The 22,115-nt window shown below is 58.6% G+C and carries 20 protein-coding genes; 4 read left to right on the top strand and 16 right to left on the bottom strand.

Annotation, left to right across the window (positions count from 1 at the left end; all coding sequences use genetic code 11):
* The first annotated feature begins 51 nt into the window (after positions 1–51).
* Positions 52–528 (top strand): DUF1543 domain-containing protein, encoded by a 477-nt coding sequence (locus ACSAMW_RS03175; RefSeq protein ID WP_500593959.1) that lies wholly within the window; start codon positions 52–54, stop codon positions 526–528.
* A 67-nt stretch (positions 529–595) separates the two neighbouring features.
* Here the strand turns inward: ACSAMW_RS03175 and ACSAMW_RS03170 are convergent, their stop codons facing one another.
* From ACSAMW_RS03170 to ACSAMW_RS03160, 3 genes are all read right to left on the bottom strand, one after another.
* The gene (locus tag ACSAMW_RS03170; RefSeq protein WP_500592626.1) at positions 596–1,555 is read right to left on the bottom strand and encodes a quinone oxidoreductase family protein; all 960 of its coding nucleotides are present in this window, start codon (positions 1,553–1,555) and stop codon (positions 596–598) included.
* Positions 1,556–1,631: 76 nt separating this feature from the next.
* Complete coding sequence (locus ACSAMW_RS03165) at positions 1,632–2,426, bottom strand: AraC family transcriptional regulator (RefSeq protein WP_500592625.1); 795 nt, start codon at positions 2,424–2,426, stop codon at positions 1,632–1,634.
* Positions 2,427–2,494: 68 nt separating this feature from the next.
* A complete protein-coding gene (locus ACSAMW_RS03160; RefSeq protein WP_500592624.1) occupies positions 2,495–3,697 on the bottom strand; it encodes an MFS transporter in 1,203 nt (400 codons plus the stop codon).
* A 117-nt stretch (positions 3,698–3,814) separates the two neighbouring features.
* Here ACSAMW_RS03160 and ACSAMW_RS03155 point away from each other — a divergent pair, with 117 nt between their 5' ends.
* Complete coding sequence (locus ACSAMW_RS03155; protein WP_500592623.1) at positions 3,815–4,414, top strand: TetR/AcrR family transcriptional regulator; 600 nt, start codon at positions 3,815–3,817, stop codon at positions 4,412–4,414.
* A 47-nt stretch (positions 4,415–4,461) separates the two neighbouring features.
* Here ACSAMW_RS03155 and ACSAMW_RS03150 read toward each other — a convergent pair whose 3' ends face one another.
* The 10 genes from ACSAMW_RS03150 to ACSAMW_RS03105 form a co-directional block, all read right to left on the bottom strand.
* Positions 4,462–4,974 (bottom strand): VOC family protein, encoded by a 513-nt coding sequence (locus tag ACSAMW_RS03150; RefSeq protein ID WP_500592622.1) that lies wholly within the window; start codon positions 4,972–4,974, stop codon positions 4,462–4,464.
* 14 nt (positions 4,975–4,988) lie between these two features.
* Positions 4,989–5,966, bottom strand: coding sequence for an alpha/beta fold hydrolase (locus ACSAMW_RS03145; RefSeq protein WP_500592621.1), 978 nt, complete (start codon positions 5,964–5,966; stop codon positions 4,989–4,991).
* 167 nt (positions 5,967–6,133) lie between these two features.
* On the bottom strand, positions 6,134–7,144 hold the full coding sequence (gene alc / locus ACSAMW_RS03140) for an allantoicase (RefSeq protein WP_500592620.1): 1,011 nt from the start codon (positions 7,142–7,144) through the stop codon (positions 6,134–6,136).
* A gap of 34 nt (positions 7,145–7,178) precedes the next feature.
* A complete protein-coding gene (locus tag ACSAMW_RS03135; RefSeq protein WP_500592619.1) occupies positions 7,179–7,865 on the bottom strand; it encodes a DUF1989 domain-containing protein in 687 nt (228 codons plus the stop codon).
* A gap of 21 nt (positions 7,866–7,886) precedes the next feature.
* Positions 7,887–8,543, bottom strand: a complete 657-nt coding sequence (locus tag ACSAMW_RS03130) for an amino acid ABC transporter permease (RefSeq protein WP_500592618.1) — start codon at positions 8,541–8,543, stop codon at positions 7,887–7,889.
* A complete protein-coding gene (locus ACSAMW_RS03125; RefSeq protein ID WP_500592617.1) occupies positions 8,543–9,202 on the bottom strand; it encodes an amino acid ABC transporter permease in 660 nt (219 codons plus the stop codon). The genes ACSAMW_RS03130 and ACSAMW_RS03125 overlap by 1 nt, the downstream gene beginning before the upstream one ends.
* A 3-nt stretch (positions 9,203–9,205) precedes the next feature.
* Positions 9,206–9,850 (bottom strand): urea carboxylase-associated family protein, encoded by a 645-nt coding sequence (locus tag ACSAMW_RS03120; protein WP_500592616.1) that lies wholly within the window; start codon positions 9,848–9,850, stop codon positions 9,206–9,208.
* A 10-nt stretch (positions 9,851–9,860) separates the two neighbouring features.
* On the bottom strand, positions 9,861–10,478 hold the full coding sequence (locus tag ACSAMW_RS03115) for a DUF1989 domain-containing protein (protein ID WP_500592615.1): 618 nt from the start codon (positions 10,476–10,478) through the stop codon (positions 9,861–9,863).
* Positions 10,479–10,486: 8 nt separating this feature from the next.
* Entirely contained in the window at positions 10,487–11,338 is an 852-nt protein-coding gene (locus tag ACSAMW_RS03110; RefSeq protein WP_500592614.1) for a transporter substrate-binding domain-containing protein, read from the bottom strand.
* A gap of 227 nt (positions 11,339–11,565) precedes the next feature.
* Positions 11,566–12,444 carry a MurR/RpiR family transcriptional regulator gene (locus ACSAMW_RS03105; RefSeq protein ID WP_500592613.1) on the bottom strand — a complete coding sequence of 293 codons (879 nt, stop codon included), beginning with the start codon at positions 12,442–12,444 and terminating at the stop codon, positions 11,566–11,568.
* A 1,571-nt stretch (positions 12,445–14,015) separates the two neighbouring features.
* On the opposite strand from ACSAMW_RS03105, the gene ACSAMW_RS03100 reads away from it, so the two are divergent.
* A complete protein-coding gene (locus tag ACSAMW_RS03100) occupies positions 14,016–15,068 on the top strand; it encodes a DUF4062 domain-containing protein (RefSeq protein WP_500592612.1) in 1,053 nt (350 codons plus the stop codon).
* 116 nt (positions 15,069–15,184) lie between these two features.
* Positions 15,185–15,418, top strand: coding sequence for a type II toxin-antitoxin system CcdA family antitoxin (locus tag ACSAMW_RS03095; RefSeq protein ID WP_500592611.1), 234 nt, complete (start codon positions 15,185–15,187; stop codon positions 15,416–15,418).
* A gap of 107 nt (positions 15,419–15,525) precedes the next feature.
* Here ACSAMW_RS03095 and ACSAMW_RS03090 read toward each other — a convergent pair whose 3' ends face one another.
* Genes ACSAMW_RS03090 through ACSAMW_RS03080 form a run of 3 tightly spaced genes read right to left on the bottom strand, consistent with a single transcriptional unit; the run spans position 15,526 to position 21,588 of the window.
* Positions 15,526–17,892: a DEAD/DEAH box helicase gene (locus ACSAMW_RS03090; RefSeq protein WP_500592610.1), complete on the bottom strand. Its 2,367-nt coding sequence runs from the start codon at positions 17,890–17,892 to the stop codon at positions 15,526–15,528.
* On the bottom strand, positions 17,867–19,162 hold the full coding sequence (locus ACSAMW_RS03085; protein ID WP_500592609.1) for an ATP-binding protein: 1,296 nt from the start codon (positions 19,160–19,162) through the stop codon (positions 17,867–17,869). The genes ACSAMW_RS03090 and ACSAMW_RS03085 overlap by 26 nt, the downstream gene beginning before the upstream one ends.
* A complete protein-coding gene (locus ACSAMW_RS03080) occupies positions 19,159–21,588 on the bottom strand; it encodes a tellurite resistance TerB family protein (protein WP_500592608.1) in 2,430 nt (809 codons plus the stop codon). Before ACSAMW_RS03080 ends, ACSAMW_RS03085 begins: the two co-directional genes overlap by 4 nt.
* Positions 21,589–22,115: the final 527 nt, after the last annotated feature.

The raw sequence follows: 22,115 nt of genomic DNA, 5'->3' as shown, positions 1-22,115 counted from the left end.
AGGTGAACGGTGCACACGGCCAATGAACGGGAAAAGACGCTTTTTGTGGTGATGCTAGGCGGCAAGCACCCGAAGGCTAAAATCGAAGTGCACGACGTGGTCTTTGTGGTGGCTACCACCCTCCAAGACGCCTACCCTGCACTACGCGAAGGCTGGTTCGGAAGTGCCAAGGGGGTGCACATCGATGCCTGGATGGCGGTGGACGGTGTCGCCCAGTGGAAGGTGGCGTTCAGTGCCCTGGCACCTTGTGCGGGGGCGCCGAGGCTTTACTTTATCAACTTGGGCGGTTATGAAAGCCGGGCCTTCGGCGAAGCGCATCACTACCTGCTGGTGGTGGCCGATAGTAAAAAAGGCGCCATCGAGCAAGGGCGCCAGCAGATGTTGAGCACCTGGAAAAAAGCACACACCGATGCCGTTCTGGACGTGGACGACTGCCTGCCGATTGATGAGGTAGATGGGCGGTATGTGCACTTGATAGAGGGCACCCATCGGGGGGTGACCCAGCGTAACGATTACATTGTGCTGTAGGCGGCACGCTAACCCGGTAGGAGGCCAAGCATGCCCGATGTAAAGCGCATCCCTAGCGCCTCCAACCCTACGGAATAAGCACCACCTTTTCGCTGCTGCCGGCCTCTATCGCCTTGTACGCAGCAATGCCGTCGTCAAGGCTGACCTGCTGGATGCCCTGTGGCGCGTGTAGCAGCCCTTGATCGAAGTCCCGGCCAAGGTCGGTCAGCATGGGCGCACATTGGGTGGTGTCATAGAGCAAGGAGTTCACGCCTATGAGTACACCGCCTTTGCGGTACAGCGCAAGCGCAGGGAAATCCACCTGGCCGTCGGCTGGCGCGGCGATGATCGCGATGCGCCCGAAGTTTGCCAGAGCGGACACTGAGGCGGGTAACCAAAAGCCGGTGGTATCGAAAATCACCTCCGCGCCACCGGGGAATGCCTCGTTCACCTGTGCGCTCAGAGACTCGGTGGTGTTCAGGAGAAGCGTTTGATAGCCTTGAGCTTGCAGCGCGTGCGCCTGGTCCTCACGGCGCACGGCAGCCACCACCTGAGCACCTCGAAGGGCAGCCAGGGCTATGGCAGCGCTGCCTACGGCACCATTGGCGCCTATCACCAGGCAGGTGGTGCCCTGTTTGACCCCCGTCCGTTCTATCGCGTCATAGGCCGTTGTAAACGGAACGCCTATGGCAGCGGCCTGTGCGAATGACAGGCTGGTGGGCATCAAGGCAACTCCGCTGGCCGGTACGGTCAGGTATTGAGCATGGGACCCGTCCCGCAGAAACCCCGGGCCCTTGCCCGTACCCCATACGGCCTTACCGATCAGCTGCGCAGGGCCTTGCTCGACTACCCCGGCAAAGTCCCGGCCTGGCACCCGTGGCAGGGTGGTGTAGGAAAATCGGCCAAGCACGTTTTTAAGGTCGCTAGGGTTAAGGCCAGCGGCTTTGACACGCACCAGCACTTCGTCAGGGGCAGGGTGCGGGACATCCAGCTCGGCGAGGGTGAGGTTGTCAACGCTGCCGGTGGCAGTGAATTGCAGTGCTTTCACGGTGGAGGCCTCTGAAGGTACGTGCACTTAGCCTAAAGCGGTGGGCTATGTCCCACCTGCCAGATGTTTGCGCCTATCAGACACCCTGGTCGGGTTCGGTGGGTTGGGCGGCAGCGTAGGCCGAGGGCGCGACACCCATGAAACGCTTGAACATCTCGCTAAAGCTGCTCAGGTTGTAGCCCAGTTCGACCGCCACCGTGTTCACGGCAACGGCCTCCATCAGGCGAGCACAGGCATACGCCAACTGCACCTGGCGCCTCCAGTCCATAAAGCTCACGCCCAGCTCTGCCTTGAACAACCTGGCCAGTGTCCGCGTGCTGGCACCCACCGCTTCGGCTTGCGCCTCGAACGAGACCTGTAGGGACGGGGCGCGTAACACCTGTTCGCACAGGCTGCGCAGACGACGATCGCCACCGGCTGGCATGGGCACGCGCATGGGCGTGAAGCGCGCGCGGCGTAACTCCACCATGAGAAACGTATCGAGCGCGTCCTGATAATCGTTTTCCGGATGGGGGGCAAGGTTCACTCTGCGCTTGATGAGCTCACGAAGCAGGGGCGAAACCGCCACCACGGTCAGCTGAGCTCCCATACGCTCAGCGACCTCGCGGCGCAGGTAGAGGTTGTGCATGTCCAGGTTGTGGACCACGCGAATGCCATGGGGAACATGGGGCGGTATCCACACCGCCCGGTGTGCCGGTACCAGCAGTGCCGTGTCCGGTGTATCCACCCACGCCATGCCGTGCTCGGCGTAGAGCAGTTGCCCCCAGGCATGGGCATGGGGCTCAATGCTCAGCCCTTGCGGGTAGGTACGCGATAGGGGCAGCAGCGAGTGGGCAGTGGTGGTGAGATCCGGGGGTGTTGCCTGGGCCATGCTGGACGAGTGCCAATAGTTGAGGGCGCGTGGGGATTATTCCACGACGCGCTCACGGCGGTAATGGGTTAAGCACGACTACCCGGAGGGAAAGCATAGCGACGGCCCGCCAGCGCTATGACAAAGGCAAGGCCTGCAAGTGCGGCCACGGCAGGCGGCAGCATGGCAGTACCCCCGTGGGTAAGCAGTGCGCCGCCAAGCGCGCCGCCAGCCGCGATGGCCAGGTTCCATGCCGTGGTAACCATGGCCTGGGCCAGGTCCACACCGTCGCCTGCGGCATCCGCAGATGCAGTCTGCATCATGGCGCCAGCCCCACCAAAGCCCAGCCCCCAGATAACGACGCCGGCGTAGAGGGCCAGGCTCTGGTCTCCCGCGACACTCAGGAGCACGGCCGTCAATGTGAACGAGCCGATTGCGCTAAGCACCATCAGGCGAAGCAGGCGGTCAATCAGCTTCCCCACCAAGCCTATGCCGAGCAATGAACTGAGGCCGAAGGCCAGCAGCACAAGATCGACCCTTGATTCGGAGGCGGTCGAGAACGGCGCGATGTAGGTGTAGAGGATGTTGTGGGCGGTCATCCAGGTCAGGATGACGAGCAGGATCGGTACGACGCCTTTGGTTTTAATAACGCGAAGCAGCGAGAGGCGGTTATCACCTGAACGGCCTGCCGCATCAGGTACTTTCACAAGAATCCACCCGATCAACATAACGCTCAAAGCCGACAGCACCAGGAACGATCCTCGCCACCCCACCAGGCTCCCGAGAAACGTGCCCAAGGGCACACCGAGCGAGAGCGCCAAAGGCACACCTACCATCGCCACGGCCATGGCCGGCCCGGTCTGCTCTGGGCGCACCAGGCTACGCGCGTAGCCTGCCAGTATTCCCCAGGCGAGCCCTGCCGCACAGCCTGCGATAAAGCGCGCAACCAGCACTACCCCTATGGACTCGGCCATGGCCGTGAAGGTGTTGCCGATCACAAAGCACAGGATGGTGGCCAGGAGGACAGGCCTGCGGCGCACACCTTGGGTGAGGCTTGTAAGGGGAATGGCCGCCAATAGGGACCCCAAGGCATAAACCGCAACCAACTGCCCCGCGATAGCTTCAGAGACACGCAGGCCCGCAGCAATGCTGGGCAACAGGCCGGCAGGCAGCGTTTCAGTGACAATGCAAAGAAAGCCGCTGGCCGCGAGGCCCGCCAATGCTGCTATGGGGAGCCTGTCGCTTGCAACAGGCTTGGCTTCAGACAGGTCGGGAGACGAAGAGGGTTGCATAAAGCGCCTTTTGAATAGGTGAACCGATCACCGCATACGCAGAAGAAGAGGCGGCGTGGCTATTTACGTTATCAGCTACTATAGTATTCACATCCCCCAAAGTAAACGGTTTCTATAATGACCAATAACGTAAATAAGCGTGGCCGTGGCCGCCCCCGTGAATTCGCCCTTGAAGACGCCATCCTTGTGGGGCAGCACCTGTTTCATGAGCACGGCTATGAGCATGTCAGCGTCGCTTCGCTGACCGAGGCAATGGGGATCACGGCACCTAGCTTCTATACGGCCTTTGGCAGCAAGGGCGCGTTCTTCAACGATGCACTGGAGCATTACTCCGCCACGGTGGTGCCGCTGGACCGTATTCTGGTGCCAGGCACGCCACCCCAGGTGGCGTTGCTTGAAATGCTGCGCGCGGCCGCCCAGGCCTACGCTGCTCACCCGCAGCGCCGTGGTTGCTTTATTCTCGAACATGCCAAAGCCAGCACGACGGAATGGGGCACTGCCGCCAAGCATATTGCAGAGGAGAATCGGGCCAGGGTGACGGCGTTTCTTGAGGCTTCCGGCATTCCGGTGCCCGACCCGGTGGTGGATTATGTGGCGGTGACCATGCTGGGGTTGTCGGCCGCCGCAAGGGAAGGGTGGGAGGAGAAGCGGCTGCTTGCCGTGGCTGAGCGGGCAGGGGTGGTGCTTGAACGATTGATAGAGAACGCTCAAGCCTGACTGGGGCTGCGAACAGCTGAAAGCAGCCCCCTGCACCTCACCCGAGGTCAGTCGGGGTGCCAGCGGTTTGATTCATGCCCCGCTGCCGTGCCTGCCGGGATTGAAATCAACTCAATCAGCGAGCCCCAGGGCGCCCGCACGTAATGCATGGCATTCCCAGGCCCCTGTTCCGAGCCAAACAGGGCGTTGGGCCCGCGAAGTGAAGTCGCCCCGGCTGCCAAGGCCCGGTTCAGGGTCGCAGATAGGTCATTACAGTAAACGGCGAAGTGATGGAGCCCGATTGCGCCGAGCCCTTCGACGCCTGGAGCCGCACCCTCAACCTCAAACAGCTCGATGTTGGCGCTATTTCCCATACGGATCATGCGAGTCGCCGTCACCCTTAGCCCCCCTTCAAGCGCCACTGTGGCGGTAAGCTCATCGGGTGAACGCTGGGGCTGGCCATCAATGACAGTGTCGTAGACGATTGCCGCATCGAACGCCTCCCGCAGGAACTGTGTAGCTGCTTCGATGTTAGGGACGGTGATGCCAATATGGTCTATGCCTCGTACGTTGCTGGACATAGCAAAGCCCCTTGTTATTGGCGATTCAGGAAGGAAGACACCAACGGGTTCAGCGCGGGTGCGCATTCCTCGGGAACCCAATGGCCGCAGCCTGGCAATACGTGCGCTTCGACATGGCTTGCATAGCGGCGGATGTTGTCGGGTTGCAGGGCGCCGAAGCCGCCATTGCCACCACCACCCACCGCGAGCACAGGGAGCGTGAGCGGGTTGGCCATCAATTGCTCATTCTGGGCAATGGACTGGGGCAGGGCGCGGTAATACTCAAAGGCCTGGTGGAAGGTCTGGGGCTTGGCGTACGACCGGACATAGCGGTCTAAAAGGTCGTCCGTAAAGACCGCCTGGTTGCTGGCGTGGTGACGGATGAAGTGGGTCAGGAACAACCGCTCGTTACCCTTGACCATCGTGTCCGCCAACTGGTCGGACGCCGCGAAAAAGCTGTGATGCCAGCCAGGTGCCTCGCCGCTTTCGACAAAGGCTGGCAGCGTATACAGCGTGTTGTCCGGGATGGTCGCCTCAATGAAAACAGCCTTGATGATATCCCCCGGATGGCGAGCAACCATGGGATAGCTGTTCCAGATACCGATGTCATGGGCTACCACATAGAAGGGCTTGCCTGCACTCAGCTGCTTGGCAAGTGTGTAGAGGTACTCCGAGACATCTACCCCTGTGAACGTTGTTTTTGGCGGCTCTGACAACCCAAGGCCAGGCAGGTCAACGGCCACGACCGTGTAACGGTTGGCCAGGTGTTGCATGAGGCTATTCCACTCATACCAGGTTTGCCCAAAGCCATGGACCAGCAGCACCAGCGGGCCTGTGCCACCCTGGACGAAATGTAACTTCACACCGTTCACACGTTCGTACCCGCTGGTGAAGCCTTTGAGCACGGGAAATTCCTCCTGTGCAACTTCCACCTTTGGGCGAGGTGCGGCCTGAAGGGGTGTCGCGCCCACGGCGAGGGCGGCGAAAGCGAGTGCGATTGCAAATGGCTTCATGTTTTCACCTGGGAATGAGCCGAGACAGACGGCTTTAATTAACGTTAACGTCCACTATAGTATTGGCATTTTCAGAAGTAAACGCTTTCTATATCGTACGTTAACGTAAATCGGTGAAAACCCGGCCAGCCGCTGGGTGTATGGGGCAGACCGCGCACTGGGTAGTGCTAGTCGATGTCTCCGGCAATAGAGGGCCTTCCCCATAGGCGTAGCCGGCTGATACCTCCATCGGGAAATACATTCAGCCGAACGTGAGTGATAGGCCCCAGTGCCTGCAGTTCCTGCATGTAAAGATGCTCCCGATCCATCTCCATCTTCTGCTCCGGCAGCAAATCTCGCCAGAACAGGCTCTGCGTTTCAACCTGGCTGTCCGTCCCGCCTTTTACATACGCCGCCTGGATCGATACGCGATCTGGATAGTTGCCCTTGTAGTGCAGGGTATCGACCAGCACGCTGTCAACCTCACCCGGCACCCCTAGCGCCACAATCACCCAGTCATTCCCAGGCGTGCGGCGGCGTGCGGTCTCCCAACCTTCGGCCATGACCGCCGCACGGCCTGGATTGAGGATGTTGCCCATCCGGCCATAGTGCTCGTCGGAGCAGGCGATAGCGCGCCCACCGTTCAACGCGGCGCACAGGTCAACACGCTCACCGGCCTTCACTCTGCTCCAATCCATATGAGGAATGCCGTACACGCGCAAACGGGCTACGCCGCCGTCGGGGTAGATATTGAAGCGCAGGTGGCTATAGGGCAGGGCACTATCGATGGCGTGCAGGTGATGGCTGTCACCTTGCAACGCCACGGCGGGAAGAATTTCTGTCCAAAGGGTGCTGGCGTCTGGGTCTCCGCTTTCGATAAAACAGGCTTCCAGCGAGGCCGAGGGCGGGAAGTTGCCGGTAAAGAAAGAGGTATCGATGTCGACGCCCTTGATCCTACCCGCCACCCCGAGGCGGATAACGACATGGTCGTAGCCTTCATAACGTTTGCGGCGTGACTCCCAGCCATCCATCCATTTGCCGTTGTCGTCAAATACATCCGGCTTGAACACGGGGACGGTGTGCTGGAAAAGCCGGTTGACGTCGGCGAACCAGTCATCGCTCACGGACAAGGCCACGGCGCCCAGGCGGGCATCAGCCAGGTTCAGGTATTTACTAAAGGGTGCAGAAGGCATGCTCATGTGCTTACCACTGTCGAAAAGGAAGAGGTGGATTTCAACGTTGTGTGGCTTTTACAGGCTCAGGCACCCAAGGGCCTTTTACGCTGATGGCTGGGAACCCTTGATCGATCACTTGCAAGGCGGCGTCCTTTGGCGTGTTGTCGCCCTGGCCCTGGATACTGACGATGTCCTGAGGGCATGCGGAGAACGCCACGAAACAGTCCATTTCCGCGCGTAACGTGATGTAGTCGCCAGGGTTGGTCACGGTGGGCAGGGTGGCAAGGTTGATGCCGTCTGACTGTACGCGGATGTTCATGAAGATATTAAGGGACGCGAGGTTGCGGCGAGGAGGTGTAACACCCAGTTCAAGCATGCCTTCAAAGAGGTTGTCACTGCAGTTTCGATGATAGTGAGTGCAACCTAACAGCTCGTAGCGGCGGCGGTCACAGGCTGCCATGAAGGTATCGTGCACCCCCGGCGAGGTATCTTCGACCAGGGTGAGAATAGGGTGGCGCGCACTGGTCACGAAGCTGTCGCCGATCATAGGGTTAAGGTGCTGTGTCCACACACGCGTGGCTTCCATGCACATATATTCTTCGAGGTCATAGGCATTCCAGGCCCAGCAATCCACCACTTGTGTGCCGTGGGTGTTGATCACCCGTACCGATTGCCCGGCTGTGAGGCGTACTGCTTTGCCATGGCCGGCGGGAATTGTGATTGCAACGGGGGGCAACGGCGGCATAAGTCGAACTCCAAGTCAGATTCAAGCGATTCGATGCCGATTCAGGCGCCGCTCGATAAAACCGGCGGCACTGTCGAGCAATAAGGTAATCAGCCAATACGCAATGGCCACGACCAAGTAGATCTCCAAGGGCGCGTAACTGGTGGAGATGGCCTGCTTGGCGGCGTACATGAACTCCTCGACGCCCACTACCGAGAGCAAGGCGGTATCCTTGATCAGGCCGATCAGCAGGCCAACGGAGGGAGGCAGAGCGACGGGCAGCGCCTGTTTGAGTAGCACGTGGCACAGGGCTTCGAACGGCCGCAGGCCCAAGGCTGCACAGGCCTCATATTGGCCCTGTGGAATTGCGCCGAAGGCGGCACGTAGTACCTCACCCAGGTAAGGGCCGTAGTAGAGCGTCAGTGCTGTCACCCCAACCATAGGTGAGCTCAAGGTAATGCCGTACTCGGGCAATATGAAAAACAGCAGGTACATCAGCACCAGCATCGGCAGCCCGAGGATAAAGTCAATGTAGGCTCGCACGCTGCTCTGCAGCCAAAACTGACCCTTTTGCAGCCCCCAGGCGAGCAAAGCCCCGAAAGCCAGCGCCGTACAAGCCGATACCAGTGCCAGGCGCACGGTGAGCCAGAGGCCTACAGCCAGGTCAGGGGCGTTGTGGACGATCGCAGACCAATCCATCATGGCCTCCTCGCGCGGTTGAAGCGCTGTTCCAGGCGGCGGGCCAGCTTTAGTGTGGGCCAGCAAATGACCAGGTAGCCGGTCACAACCATCAATAGCACTGGTGTCGCTTCGAAGGTGCGGGCAATCACCAGCTGGCCGGCGTAGGTCAACTCTGTCACTGCCACTACTGACGCCAGCGGGGTGGTCTTGACCACCAAGGTGAATTCGTTGACCAACGCTGGAAGGCTATTGCGCAACACCTGAGGGGATGACACGTACCACCACGCCTGGAAAGCCGAAAGGCCCAGCGCGGCAGACGCTTCACCCTGGCCGTGGGGTAGGCTTCGGTAGTTGGCGCGCAAAATCTCCGCCACGTAGGCTGCGCTGTTCAGGCCGATTGCCAATACCGCTGCCAGCAGGGGTTTGCCACCAAGCCCGATCAATGGCAGGGAAAAGAACACAATAAATAACTGCACGATTGACGGTACACCGCGCATGAGGCTTACGTACAGATGACCCAGGCCACGCCACATCGCCGTAGGCCGGCTCCTCAGCCACCAGATCAGGTGGCCGACCACAAAGCTGGTTACAGCGGACAGCACGGTTAGCTCCAGCGTAACTCGCAGGCCTTTCGCCAGGTCCGGCAGGGCGCCGAGCACTTGTACGTAAGCACTCATCGCTTACACCGCAAAATCGGTAAGGTCTTCGGCTACCGACAGCTCCACTGCACCGGGCCGGTCGTTGCCGACAATGCCCGTGCAGCACGTGGAGACTACAAACAGCGTGTCGAGTACCACACGGCAGGTCACGGCATCTCCGGCTTTCACGGTAGACGGTTGGGGGGTCAGCGTACCTGTTTGATCCAGGTGCACGTTCATGAACAGGTTGATCGGGTCCGGTAACTTGGGTTGGTGGCGGCCCAGCCGTTGCAGTTCGCTCTGCAATGCCTCAACACAGCCCAGTTGACCTGCATAGCCATTGGCGGCCAAAAACGCCGTGGTGGACGCTGGCAGGAGCAGGTCGTGTTTGCCCACGCTGTCCTTGCCCAGCACCATCACTGGCCGGCGGCGATTGTTAACCAGGCGCATGCCAGCACCCAGCACATAGCTATTGCTGAACACACGCGTGTGGTGCACTGACAGGTGAACGCTGGGCTCGGCTTCACTGAAGCCGAACAGGCTGGCGACGGCGCCATCCTCCAGTGCGGTAATGCGTAACAGCTGGCCGCGCTTGACCACGATTGATCCGGCACTGCCGGCCTCTACACGACGGACTTGCACAGGCAACGGTGCCCGGCTTTGGCTGGCATCTTTCATCAGGAGCATTGGGCTGGCCTCAGGCGGGAAGGGGCTGGTGGTCGGACACGACGATATCGATAGGCGTGACCAGCAAGCCATTGCCCGGAATGATGTCCTGAGGGCAGGACGACACCGCGCACACTAGGTCTGTCAGGGCGCGAAAGACGATACGGTCCCCCGGCTTGCTGATAGGGTCTGTGACCTGCATACGGCAGTCGGCGGTAACGGGGCCGTTTTGAAACAGGTTGAAAGGCTCTGGTACGTTCACGGGTGACACGCCGTAATGGCTCAAGCCTTCATGCAGATTGTCCAGGCAGTTCCGATGGCCGTCTACGCCGAAATCCACGCTGAATCGAGTGCAATCGCAGGCTGGGACGTTAGCGTCGTGTACACCTACCGTATCGTGAAGGACTTCAAGCAGTGGCTCGTCAGCGTTCGAATACAGGCTGTCGCCCACATTGAAAAACAGCGAGGCCAGGCGGCGCCGGGTGTGGGTGGGTGACAGGTATTGGCCAAGCTTGCCGTTAACGATGGCGACGAAATCCGCCGCTTGCTGGCCTTGACTATCGATCACCGTAACGTACTGGCCGCGACGAACTTCGAAGGTTCGACCGTACCCGGCCGGTACGTGGATTTGCGTAGAGGGGGATGACATGGGGCGCCTCACTTGGCAGGGATGAAATCGCTGGAGGGCAACTCGAATGTCACGCCCAGGTATTGCTGTTGCAGTGCCTGCAAGGCGCCAGAGGCTTTCATAGCCACGATCTGATCGCTAATCGCCTTGTTCAGCCGAACGTCGTCTTTTCGTGTTGCCCAACTGATCCACTGGCTGTCACCCAGCTCCCCAACCTGGCGCACGTTATCGGGGTGCTGCTTGAGTAGGCTGCCCAATACGGTAATGTCATCGAGGATGAAATCAGCGCGCTTGGTCATCAAGGCTGCGAGGGTCTGGTCGACGCTGTCGACGCCGACGACCTTGATGGGGGCAAGGCCTTTGGCCTTGAGGTCGACGTTGAATTGCTTGATCAGTTGCTCAGGGGCCGAGGTGGTTTTTACCGCAGCACTCAAACCCGCGAGGCGTTCGGGCGTGAGGCTTGATGAGGCCAGGCGCTTGTCGTCGACGCGGGACATCACGGCATTCACACTCTTGCCGAAGGGCGCCACGAACAACACCTTGTTCGCCCGCTCCGCTGTGACGTTCAGTGACGAGCCTTCGGCATCCACCGACCCCGAGATCAAAGCAGGGATGATGCCGCTGAAGGCCATCTTCTGATACTCAACTCTCACGCCTAGGGTTTTGGCGACCTCGGCCATGATCGCGGGTGTATAGCCCGTGATCGCGCCGCTGCTGTCGGTGTATTCGTAAGGGGCGAAGGTGGGGTCGATGGCGACAACCAGTGTGCCGCGCGCTTTTACCTCGTCCAGCGTATCCGCTGAAGCCAGCGGAGCATGGAGGCTGGTTGCGAACACTGCGGCAACCAGTGAACAAGGAAGGCTGGCGAACAGTATTTTCATGATAACGCCCTTGGCATGGTGGAGTGACCCAAGGGGTATCGCAGGTTTTGTGCCACTGTCTGCCATGGCGGCGAAACAAAAACGTCAGCCCATTAGAAACAAGGGTTTCAAAAGCTAAATAGATTGGAACAAATGTTTCTTACTGTCAGGCGAGCCACCCCCTATGTGTATGGATGTGCGCCAGCAAGGGGCGCGGCAGCACCCAATTGGTGCTGCCTGACCTCGGTTCATTCCAGTTCGCCCAATTTTTGATGCAAGATCTCAGCGTGTGCCAAGTGGGTGGACTTTTCGCCAGCCAGCTCCTTGCCTACCAGCGAGCAGAGCAGGTTGGTGATGCCCGAAACGCTGGCATTGCTATCAAACATCAAGCTGCCCCCGGTGTGGCACCGGATAACCCACCGTGCAAGCTTGGCAGGCTTTCCGGCAAGTACGTCAGAGATGTACAGAAGTTGCACACCAAGCTCTGACATCGCTGACATCGCACGCTCCAGCTGGGGAACGCGGCGACGCAAGCCGATGCAGATGGCTATATCTCGATCGTCCAAATCGGCTATGTACTCCGCCAAGCTATCACCGGGTACCGGTAGCAGAAGGATATCGCCACGCACCTGGATCAGGTTACTGCGGAACATCACAGCGATGGTCTGGCTATGGCGGTAGCCAATCAGTACTACCCGGCGGGCTTTGGCAACGGCTTGCGCCATCTCGAACAGCTCCGCCCGGTCCAGGGAGCCATACGTTTTGGCCAGGTTTGCAACTTCTTGGTCCAGGTGGTGCTGTATAAGCGCTTGAGGGTCGCGATCCTCGTCTCCCAGGTGCTGGAGGTACAGAGGGGACCCGCCAGTGCTCGCCTTGCGCGCTTCACGCCGGGCGCTCTCATAAGAGTCATAACCCAACGAACGGAAGAAACGCGTGGTAGTGGCCTTCGACACGCCTGCATGGTTCGCCAGCTCGGTAGCCGTCTGCATTGCCAATTGACCAGGGGAAGCGAGAATGACATCGGACAGCTTTTGTTCCAGGGCCGACATCTGCTCATATCGCCCGCGAATACTGCTTTCCAGCGAGGGAGGTAAATCAGGGTGCTTCGGCGTGTTCTTTGCGGCCATAGGAAGTCCACTGCTGGGGTGCTGGGGGTACAGGTAACGCCTGCCTGCAAAGTCTAACTCACGCTTATCAGCATATCTCAGGTGTGTAAGTGTTCAGTTGGGGCAATCCCCAAGTGGTTCAGCAAACTGCGCATTGCAGGGGACACGCCTAGCCAGTCTCGGTAGATGACACACAGCTGGCGGCGAGCCCAGTTATCCTAATTTTTGACCTGTAAACCTCTAGGGGTTACAGGTCAAAAAAAGAGGTTACGGGCCAACATGATCGTTCACCACACCGGTAATTTTATAGCACCGGACGCCTTGCCCAAGGACATGGAGTTACCGAACGGGCGCAGGTGCTTAGCCCAAATCACCAGCGAGCTATTCGATGAATTGGTTTCTTCCCGCCATCACCGCGAAGTAAATCTGTGAGCAAGCGGAGCGCGCAGGCGTGAGGATGAGCGCCCGCAGGGCTGAGATACGGCCGCCAGGCCATGGCTCGGTTCACGCCAGCCGTCCCCGCAGGGGCACGCCATAACGGGCTGTTTGGCCAACAACGCCTAATCCAACAGTGAACTACGGCATCGCAGCCTGATGCGGCTTGGCGAGTTAATACCTCACTCGACCAACACTTGGCGCGATCAGTGAAATCTCCGGCAGTAAAATCCAGGTTCGGCCAGAAATTCTGGAAAGTCTCGTAATTGAGCGAAACGGCAGCCGCGCGATCCTCTTGACCTATCGAAAGCCAAGTGGCGCACATTCGATCTTCCCAGGTGGCCTGAGCCAAAAAGTGTCTTGCCGTGAGCTCAGGCCATCCATCCTCAACCAATGTCATCACGAAGAGAAACTGAGCCGGACTACAGAATTTCGCATTGAGGGCGGTCAGCGCATCCAGCATCAAATACCTCAAGCCAAGTCGCTGAAAGAGCGAGAGAGCATGGCTGGCCTCTTTCTCGAAAAATATCTGCGCACATACAGCCGTGCCTCCGTTGATATCGGACGCAACGTATCTGACAAGGGACTCATTCACAGGCTTCACTCGTTTTTTGTTGTTTGTTCCTTTATGCAGGTGGAGCACACGAGGGCGCAAGCAGGTGGGGGCGGGTCGGGAGCGATGCTGGTGCTGGGGAAGGGGTCTACGAGCGCTTTGCGCTCGTGTATAATGCTGCCAGTCTGATAAGACCTGGGGGCTTTGCACCCCCAGAGTGGGCGGAACTATTAGCGGCGCGGTTTGCCTGCATCGCTGCGCTTTTCGCGGATCTGACCATCTTGGTTCCGAGATCGTGGCTGCTCGCCACCCCCTTTCTTTGGCACGTTCACGTTCGGGTTTAAAGGACGGCGATCTGTCATGGCTCAATCTCCCAATGGGAATTCACCCAAAACACATCATGTGGTGGTTTTCATCCTTGATAAACACAACATAGTCCGCTTCGCTTGAGCTCGCAATCGGTTATCATCGTCCTCACGTCAAAAAGTATTCCAGCGATGGTTGCTAGCCGCCGGCGCGGTAACAGGCAGGTCCATCGTTTGTCTGATAAGGAGCGCGGGGCGATCTCGTCGCTTGGTGCCAGTTTTTTGCGGGGGGATGAGAAATGCGGGTATTCATCAGTTCTGTCGTGCGTAATTTTGAGGCCTACCGTGCGGCAGCCCGCAGGGCAGTGGGACTGCTTCAGCACCAGGCAATCATGTGCGAGGACTTCGGGGCACGGCCGGACTCCTCTGAAGTCGCGTGCATGACAGAGGTTGACCAGGCCGATGTGGTGGTTGTGATTTTAGGTGCCGATTTCGGCTTTCAGACGCCCAGCGGAGAGTCCGTTACCCAGCAGGAATTTCGCCGTGCACGGGCAGCAGGGAAGAGGGTTCTTGCGTTCCTTCAGGACGTTCCGGTCGAGGGGCCCCAAGAAGCATTCAGGTGGGAGGTATCGGACTACGTGGATGGGCTATTCCGCGCTACGTTCACGACCGAGCACCAGCTTTCGGATGCCATTGTCCAGGCATTGAACCAACTCAGTGTGACGAGAACCGCTGTGTCAGAGGCTGAGTTCGTGGAGCGCCTCCAGCAACGCCAGTCGCGCAGCCAAGGCCAGTGGAGTAATTGGCAACGCGATACGCGCATCGAAATCGCCCTCCTGCCTCAGCCAGAACTGTCGGGCACACTGCGCCAAGTGCATGCCGAGCACGAGGCGTTCTTCCTGAAGCTGTGCCAGGCAGGGCTGAGTCCATTGCGGGACGGCTACACGGACTATGATCAGGACGACCTGACCGGAATCGACACCGGTACCGTATCGTGGCGGCATCACGACTCCGGAACGGCCTGGCTATCTGCCGCTCTCACTTCGCCTACAACCAGCCGTGATCCGTTTGCGAGTCACTACATCTCGCCGAGTCGCGTGCGCAGCATTGCAGAGGCGGCGTTTACGCTGATCAGCCATGGCCGAGGAGGGTGGTTCCAGCTGTCACTGAACAACATGTCCTACAAGCTGTTCCAAGAGCCACCGTCGGTACCATCGAACAGTCTCTCCATGCCGCATCGCCAGGAAGAGCATGTGGTCGAACGGCAACTACTAATTCCGGCATCGCAAGCTTCTTATAACAGGTGGCTGGACGAAGCTCTTTTCAGGATTGGCCGCAGGCTCGGTGCTTGAGGCTCGGCTGACGGGCAACTCACTCATGGTCATCAGTTGCCTTGGGGGATTTGTCTTGGCTGCCCCGTGGCGGTGATGCTGTAATCCCTGATGTCATTTCTTTCCGGGTAACCACAATGAAACCTGCAGGCGTGTCTTCACCACTGTCTCCAAACACCCTGGAGGGCCAAACTGCCCGTGAGTCGGACGCGGCCAACTGTAGCGTAGGGGAGGTGCCGCCTATGGATGTTGAGAGGGTGGGCGCGACCCGAAACTTACGTTGGGCTGAGGATAACTGCGCAGCGATCAAGGCATACAATCAGCGTGTTCAAGCCACTGGTGTATTCTCAGATGACCTCCGGTGCTTGTAGTTTTGGAGCGATTGAAGGGCGCAGCGTTGCGCTAAAACCGTTTAATACCGGCAGAATCACGCTCGTGAAGGGGCCATTGCGCACATCGCTGCGGCGTGCTGGCCTTTTCAATGCTCTGCGTCAGCGTCAGTAGCGCTATTGGCGGCATAGCGATTCACCTGCACCTCATCGCGATCATGCTCTGAACGCAGCGTGTAAGCCTCGGCATATTGGCGAGCGCCCTGGAGATCCAGGTGGCTGGATGCATAGGATTTCATCAACAACGACTCGGGCAGCGCCCAATCCCATTTTTCAATGATCATGTTTTCAACGTTTGCCAGGATCTGCTCGAACTGACCTGGGTCAAGCTGCGCTACGTCAGCCAGCGCCTCCAATGTCTTTTCAGGCGAACTGCTGATTTCCAGTGCAAAGCCCGAGGCACTGCAGTCCAAGCCTACATGGTTGAGCATGAGTACAAGGGCATCGTTGGTATGGTCGCCGCACCAGGTGAGGAGATACGTGCGGCTGGCTGAACCAACCAAGCTTTTGGCTTCAAGCCCCATGGCCCTGGAGGTTTTTCGCGCCTCATCTAGTAGGGCCTTGGCCTGAGCATCTAGGAAAGCGTAGACCTCATCGCTCAGCAACACGGCACGCATTTCCTCTCGAACTCGGTCATGAACCTGCGCGCCCAGACCGTCAAACTGAGGCGGCTCACCACCCCGTGCGGCGGTTACCACGATCACCTTCGCTTCCTGATCGACCTGCTGAACTTGCCAACGGCGTCCACCGAAAATAATTCGCTGACCAATCGAAAGGGGGCGATCTATCGGAACTGATCCCAGAGGCTTTCCCTCCCGAATCAGGCGAAACTCCTCCGGGGTGTTGAATGCACTGTAAAACTCGTAGTGGTTAATCAGCCGTTCGCCCAGTTCACCGGGCAGCAAGAGCCCGGAGCTGTCCTGCACGATCAACTCCTTTTCTCCCAGCGCTTTGAGCAAGCTGAAGAAATCCCTTTTTTCGATGTTGTGGAATGCACCCGAGGCCACGAGGCTCTTCCACAACTGAGCTGCACTGGCGCCACCAAGCTGAGCAATCGACGACAGGCACTGCTGTACCAGAGTCGACGCATGCAGGCCTTCGGCCCGAGGAGGCTCGAACCAACCCTGAGTCAGCAATCGGATCATCGCGATGGACTGTACAAGGGTCTCCCGCAATTGGTCGGAAAGCCCCGACTGCGTCGTCAGAGGCCGCTCTGAGCAATACGCCCGGAGTATTGCAGCCTCGTCCCCACGGCGCCCCGAGCGCCCCAGCCGCTGCCGCAGGCTGGCCACCGAAGGAGGGCAGCCAATCTGTGCGACCGTTTTGATGTTGCCGATATCGATTCCAAGCTCAAGGGTTGTTGTGCACACAGCAGAAGCAGGTGTGTCTCCGGCTTTCAATGCGCGTTCCGTGTCCTCCCGCAGCTCTTTGGACAAGCTGCCATGGTGTGGCCAGAACTCATTAATCACGCCATCACGCTCGCACAGCGCGCGCAGGCGGTCGGCATACCACTCGACCTGCTGACGACTGTTGGGGAAGATCAAGTTGTTGTTTCCGCGCAGTACCTTGTAAAGGTGTTCCGCGATAGCAACCTTGGTACCGGTAGGCTCAACTGGCTCCTCATCGCCAGGGCCTGTCAAGCCATCCTGATCTTGGCGTTCTTGGCCGTCTTGTAGTTGGCCCAGTGGCGTCGCACCGTGGACGTGCTGAGCGACTACTTTTTCCATGGGCGGCTCTACGTACCCACGCACCTGAACCAGGAGTTCTTGGCCGGATGATTTGGACTCCACCACCCCCACACCTTGCGGTGAGGCTGGACGCAGGAAACGCTGCGCCAGTGACATATCGCCCAACGTGGCTGACAGTCCCACTCGGGGGATTTGTCGCTCAACGACCAGTTCGACGCGCTGCATCAGTGACTGCAGTTGTTTGCCACGTTCGCTGCCAATGAAGGCATGGAGCTCGTCCACAACAAGGTAGCGGGTGGCGCCAAACAAGCCGGGTAGGGCGGTGCCCCGGTTAACAAACAACGCCTCCAGCGACTCTGGCGTGATGAGGAGGATGCCTTTTGGAGATTTAAGAAACTTTTGTTTCTTGCTGGCCGATACGTCCCCATGCCAGGCAACCACTGGGATTTCGAGGCGCTCGCAGAGCCTGCTGAGCCTGTCCCATTGGTCGTTGATCAGTGCTTTTAGCGGGCTGATATAGAGCACTGATCCAAAGTCATCCTGCCGGTTGAGCAGATGAGTCAGGATTGGGAGAAAAGCCGCTTCAGTTTTACCCGCCGCAGTGGACGCTGCAATGATGACGTCCCTGTCGGCATTGACCAGGGCAGGCACCGCCCATTCCTGCGCGTCTCGAAGCGATGTCCAACCCTGCGACCAGACCCACTGCTGGACTTCAGGGTGCAGCAGTTCGAAGGATGACGAATCAGAGTTTGAAGCTTGTGAGCTCATCGTCTGCCTCTACCGCCAGATCCTGTTGGCCACCGTCATCCTTGGCCAACTCGACAGCCCCCAGCAACGCACGCCAATCGGCCCCTGGGTTCTGCTCGAGCACGGCCAGCAGGTTGATGAACGCGGTGATCGTTGTGCGCGGGGTGCGGAAATACGCCTCGCCCAATCGTTGATTGCAGTGCGCCATGAACGCGGGAATGGCTTCATCCGGCAGGAGGTATTTCTCCGGATCGGCGTATCCGTAGACGTTGCGCAGCTTCTGAAGCAGGACGTAGAAGTCTTCCGGCGTAAGGCTGCTCAGTCGAATCACAGGCCCCGACAGGTCGACCAGGCCGGTCCGCGCGAAGGTGTTTTCAGCGAGGCGAGACTGGAGGGCAGGGTAGCTGTACAGCCCGCGCCGCGTGTCCATCAGAAACTCGGGGGTACCGCCCAGAACGAAGCCGAGTCCTTCAGCTGAGCCTTGGAGAGAATCATTGAGGATACGCAAGATCTGCTCGTAGTTGGCGTTGCGCGCCTGAGTGTTGGCCAGCTTGTACAGATTGACCAGCTCATCCAAACAAACCATGAGCCCGGAAAACCCTGCCAGCCTGACGAAACGGGAAAGCAGCTTGAGTTGGTCGTAGACCGACGCGTCGTCAATGATGGTACGAACCCCCAACGCGGCGCGGGCATCAGTCTTCGTCGTGAACTCGCCCCGCAGCCAGCGGATGGCATCTGCCTTGAGCTGTTCGTTACCGTCTTCAAAACCCCGGTAGTAGGCGGCGATCACATCAGCGAAGTCGTAGCCGTTGACCATCTCGGTCAGGTCAGAAAGGTATCGACGGATGACGGCATCTGTTTCAACGCCTGTGGCCTTGGCTTCTGACTTAGCCTGGGAGATGAACTTCTCGACGATCCCCTGCATTGCACCACCGTCGGGCTTAGTGCGGGTCGACATGTTCTTCGCGAGTTCGGAATACAGCGAGCGCGCCTGGCCACCCGAGGCATGCAGCCGGCGATCCGGGTTCAGATCCGCGTGCATCGTCACCAGCTTGCGCTCCATTGCAATGCCGCGCACCAAGTTCAGGAAGAACGTCTTACCCGCACCGTACTCGCCGATCACCACCCGAAATGCAGACCCGCCATCTGCAAGACGATCAATATCCTTCAGCAGCGAATCGAGCTCGCTTGAGCGTCCGACCTGGATCAGATGCTGACCTACGCGGGGGACGACCCCGGCACGGAGTGACTGGATGACCGCGTCGCGATCCTTTGCTCGTATCGTCGTCATAGGGCTAGCTCTTTCAGGATTTCAGGATTGATCTCGATCGGGTCATCACCTTCGCAGAGCGGCATGTCAAAGCGATCAAACGCCATATCATTGATCTGCTCCAATGCACCATCGAGCATCAGGTCAAGGTCGGCCGCAGCATCTTCGAGTTCGGCCCGGCTCCATTCCTGGCGTCCCACCAGCAGGCGCAGCAGTGCGGAATGACCGATGTCCAGGCCATATACACTTGCGCCATGGGATGTTTCAGTACTCTCTGCCGACTCGCTTTTCGAGCTCTGTGCGATAGTGGTGCCGGGTTCGCCGACGTTGTTGTCATCGGAAAAAACACCCGCGAGTAAAGCAGAGACCTCAGCAGTTTCACGCTGCAGTTGAGCGATTTTGCTCATGTCGAGAGCAAAGCCTCTACCGGTAGTTGCGTTCTTGATCGTGGCGTTATCACGAGGCGCTGACCGTTGCTCCATCGAAGTGCCGGGTTCAGGCGCGGCGGAGACACCAGAAGCGGCCGAATGGAGATCGCTGTACACCAGCTTGGGATCAAGTGAGAGTGCTTTGTAAACTCGCTCAAGCAGCTTCACCTCTGCGGGGGTGACCTCGCCATCAGCATGGGCCAAGTGGGCTAGGAAGCTCGCAATCTTACGCTTAGCCTCAACACCCAGCGGCTCCAGTTTTTTCTTCAAACTGGCCAAAGTAGGGGGCTGCCTGAGCTGTAACGCCAGGTGCGCATTCAGACGCTTGCGGTGCCCCGGTTCAAGGTGAGTCCAAGAGTCGACGTGACTGGCCAGCAGGCGTACCTCTTCGAGTGACGTGTCGCCATCGGCTGCTGCCACTGCACTTGCCAGGTCTAGAGTGACGACAGCGGCGTTGTAATTATTGTCAGCACGCAAGGTAACATCCGAAGTTGAGGCGCCGAATAACGCGACGGTGTCTTCAGCTTTGGGTGTACGAGCACCTGACAGCACATCGGGTTCGAACCCGACGTTGCAGGCCTCCAACGCTCGGGCCAACGCGACAACCTTATCCCGCGATAGCGTCCCTGCGGATTTGAAACGACCCGCTAACTCACCAAAGCTCATGCATACGGTGTCCATGCCCACGCTTTCCCTGATCATCTCAAGCTCAGCTTGTGCTTCAGCGGGCCACAGCGTGATTGGAAGCTGCAGTAGGGCTTCCAAGGAGTCAGGGTTGTCCGGGTTGCGGCCCAAGTAGCGGCTGTAGGGATCGAGTGTCGTCGAGCACTGATCCACGAGCGCCTGGAGCTTGTTACGGGCGCCTGAGGTCGCAGAGACGTCCGGCAGGTCTCCGACCTTGATGTCAGGGATACTGAGCCTTGCAGAAGCGGGGCGGTACGCAATCTTCAAACGGGTCTTATTGTTGCCCAGCGTTATGCCATTGGGGTAACGACGATCAAACTCCTGCATAAACATCTGCCCAAACTTATCCCCACAACGGGTTACGGGCGTACGACGGGTAATATTTGGATCAGTCAACGCCCATGCAAGCGCCCATGCGCTCTTTAAAGGAATCTTGTCTGCTGCCATCTGCCCGATTGCAATCCGAACCGGCATGGGCAGCTCGTATGGGCTGGCCTCGTAGTCTTGAGGCTGCTCAAGGTAGGTTTGAGGAACGACCTCATGCATTTTCAGGTGATCAAGAAAACGCGTTGCGTGACCTCGGAACGAGTTGTTGCTGCCGTAGATGCGGAGCAGCCTGCGTACCTCTTCCTGAATAACCTCGACATCGGCACATGCTTCGGCACTGGTCGCTGCATCAATCAAGGCTCGACGCTCAAGGCCATAAAAGAAGAGAAAAACGTAGCCAACATCTGCCTCAGGGTCACTACGTCCATCAGCCTGCCATTGCAGATAGCCTCGGCGGGCCTCAGGTGTGATGTCGTTGTAGGCCGGCCAGTAGCCCATCTGCCGGATCGAGGTATCAACTGGGGACTTCAGGACTCGCAGTGACGTATCAATGAGGGACGGTTCTTCGTACCCAAACATCTCGCCATTGCTCGCCACATAAATGAGTCCGCCAGGTAGATTGAGCCCGGCGACTTCGACGCTCTCATTAATGCCAAGCCAACGGGCTTTGGTAGTTTTGTTGACGGATTTAGGGATGGTGTAGGTCTGGTTTGAAGACGAGCCAAGCCGCACACGCTGGAAGTCAGATGAGTCGGTGCGCCCTACAGAAACGCTGACCAAGGGTTCGTCTTCGACGATGGTTGATAGACTTGCCGACTCACGAGAGGAGGAGGGTGCGACCACCTGCTTACGAGGCTTGAAGATGAACCAGCAGACGAATCCGACCGCCGTACCCACAGCGAGAACGATCCAAACAGGCTTCGGGATCTGTGCCAACAGACCAATCAATATAACGAGGGGGAAGAGGGCGCTGGCGCCGACGTTACCCCCTTTGCGCTTCCTTGCCATAACTGCAATCCATAGGGTGATGGTGGCTTAATAGCATTATTACGGATTTATTGAGTGCGGCCAAGCTATCGCAATTAATAACGGCGTAGTGAACATCATGATCAGAGGCAATGTTCTGATCGAAGCGCTCTCGCTACCCGGAAGGCACGAGTGTGGCCATTCAGTAGTTTTTACGGGCGAAGCCAGGTGGGGAGCAGCTACAGCTCGCAGCAAGCGGAGCGCGCAGGTGTGAGGATGAGCGCCCGCAGGGCCGAGACGTGGCCGTCAGGCCTAGGCTCGGTTCACGCCAGCCGTCCCCGCAGGGGCACGCCCGGACGGCCTATTGGGCCAATAACGTCTCGAAACTATCAGCTAGGGATACGCCTAGGCCCCCGCAATCTGATTCGATCCGGCTAGTCAGAGCGAACGTCAGGGTCAGATTAAGACCAATATTCGGTTAAAGCATGGGATTACGCCTGATCATAGCGAAATTAATCCGCCTGAACTTGGCTTCGCTCTCGGAAATCAAAGGGTCTGGGCTCCGATTT

The sequence above is a fragment of the Pseudomonas sp. AB39(2026) genome (assembly GCF_059831485.1).
The sequence above is the reverse complement of the archived record's forward strand: the minus strand, read 5'-3'. Positions and strand labels throughout refer to the sequence as shown.

Coding starts and splice junctions, on each gene's coding strand:
- ACSAMW_RS03175 (WP_500593959.1), top strand. CDS start 52: ATGCTAGGCGGCAAGCACCCGAAGGCTAAAATCGAAGTGCACGACGTG.
- ACSAMW_RS03165 (WP_500592625.1), bottom strand. CDS start 2,426: ATGGCCCAGGCAACACCCCCGGATCTCACCACCACTGCCCACTCGCTG.
- ACSAMW_RS03160 (WP_500592624.1), bottom strand. CDS start 3,697: ATGCAACCCTCTTCGTCTCCCGACCTGTCTGAAGCCAAGCCTGTTGCA.
- ACSAMW_RS03155 (WP_500592623.1), top strand. CDS start 3,815: ATGACCAATAACGTAAATAAGCGTGGCCGTGGCCGCCCCCGTGAATTC.
- ACSAMW_RS03150 (WP_500592622.1), bottom strand. CDS start 4,974: ATGTCCAGCAACGTACGAGGCATAGACCATATTGGCATCACCGTCCCT.
- ACSAMW_RS03145 (WP_500592621.1), bottom strand. CDS start 5,966: ATGAAGCCATTTGCAATCGCACTCGCTTTCGCCGCCCTCGCCGTGGGC.
- alc (WP_500592620.1), bottom strand. CDS start 7,144: ATGAGCATGCCTTCTGCACCCTTTAGTAAATACCTGAACCTGGCTGAT.
- ACSAMW_RS03135 (WP_500592619.1), bottom strand. CDS start 7,865: ATGCCGCCGTTGCCCCCCGTTGCAATCACAATTCCCGCCGGCCATGGC.
- ACSAMW_RS03130 (WP_500592618.1), bottom strand. CDS start 8,543: ATGGATTGGTCTGCGATCGTCCACAACGCCCCTGACCTGGCTGTAGGC.
- ACSAMW_RS03125 (WP_500592617.1), bottom strand. CDS start 9,202: ATGAGTGCTTACGTACAAGTGCTCGGCGCCCTGCCGGACCTGGCGAAA.
- ACSAMW_RS03120 (WP_500592616.1), bottom strand. CDS start 9,850: ATGCTCCTGATGAAAGATGCCAGCCAAAGCCGGGCACCGTTGCCTGTG.
- ACSAMW_RS03115 (WP_500592615.1), bottom strand. CDS start 10,478: ATGTCATCCCCCTCTACGCAAATCCACGTACCGGCCGGGTACGGTCGA.
- ACSAMW_RS03110 (WP_500592614.1), bottom strand. CDS start 11,338: ATGAAAATACTGTTCGCCAGCCTTCCTTGTTCACTGGTTGCCGCAGTG.
- ACSAMW_RS03105 (WP_500592613.1), bottom strand. CDS start 12,444: ATGGCCGCAAAGAACACGCCGAAGCACCCTGATTTACCTCCCTCGCTG.
- ACSAMW_RS03100 (WP_500592612.1), top strand. CDS start 14,016: ATGCGGGTATTCATCAGTTCTGTCGTGCGTAATTTTGAGGCCTACCGT.
- ACSAMW_RS03095 (WP_500592611.1), top strand. CDS start 15,185: ATGAAACCTGCAGGCGTGTCTTCACCACTGTCTCCAAACACCCTGGAG.
- ACSAMW_RS03090 (WP_500592610.1), bottom strand. CDS start 17,892: ATGAGCTCACAAGCTTCAAACTCTGATTCGTCATCCTTCGAACTGCTG.
- ACSAMW_RS03085 (WP_500592609.1), bottom strand. CDS start 19,162: ATGACGACGATACGAGCAAAGGATCGCGACGCGGTCATCCAGTCACTC.
- ACSAMW_RS03080 (WP_500592608.1), bottom strand. CDS start 21,588: ATGGCAAGGAAGCGCAAAGGGGGTAACGTCGGCGCCAGCGCCCTCTTC.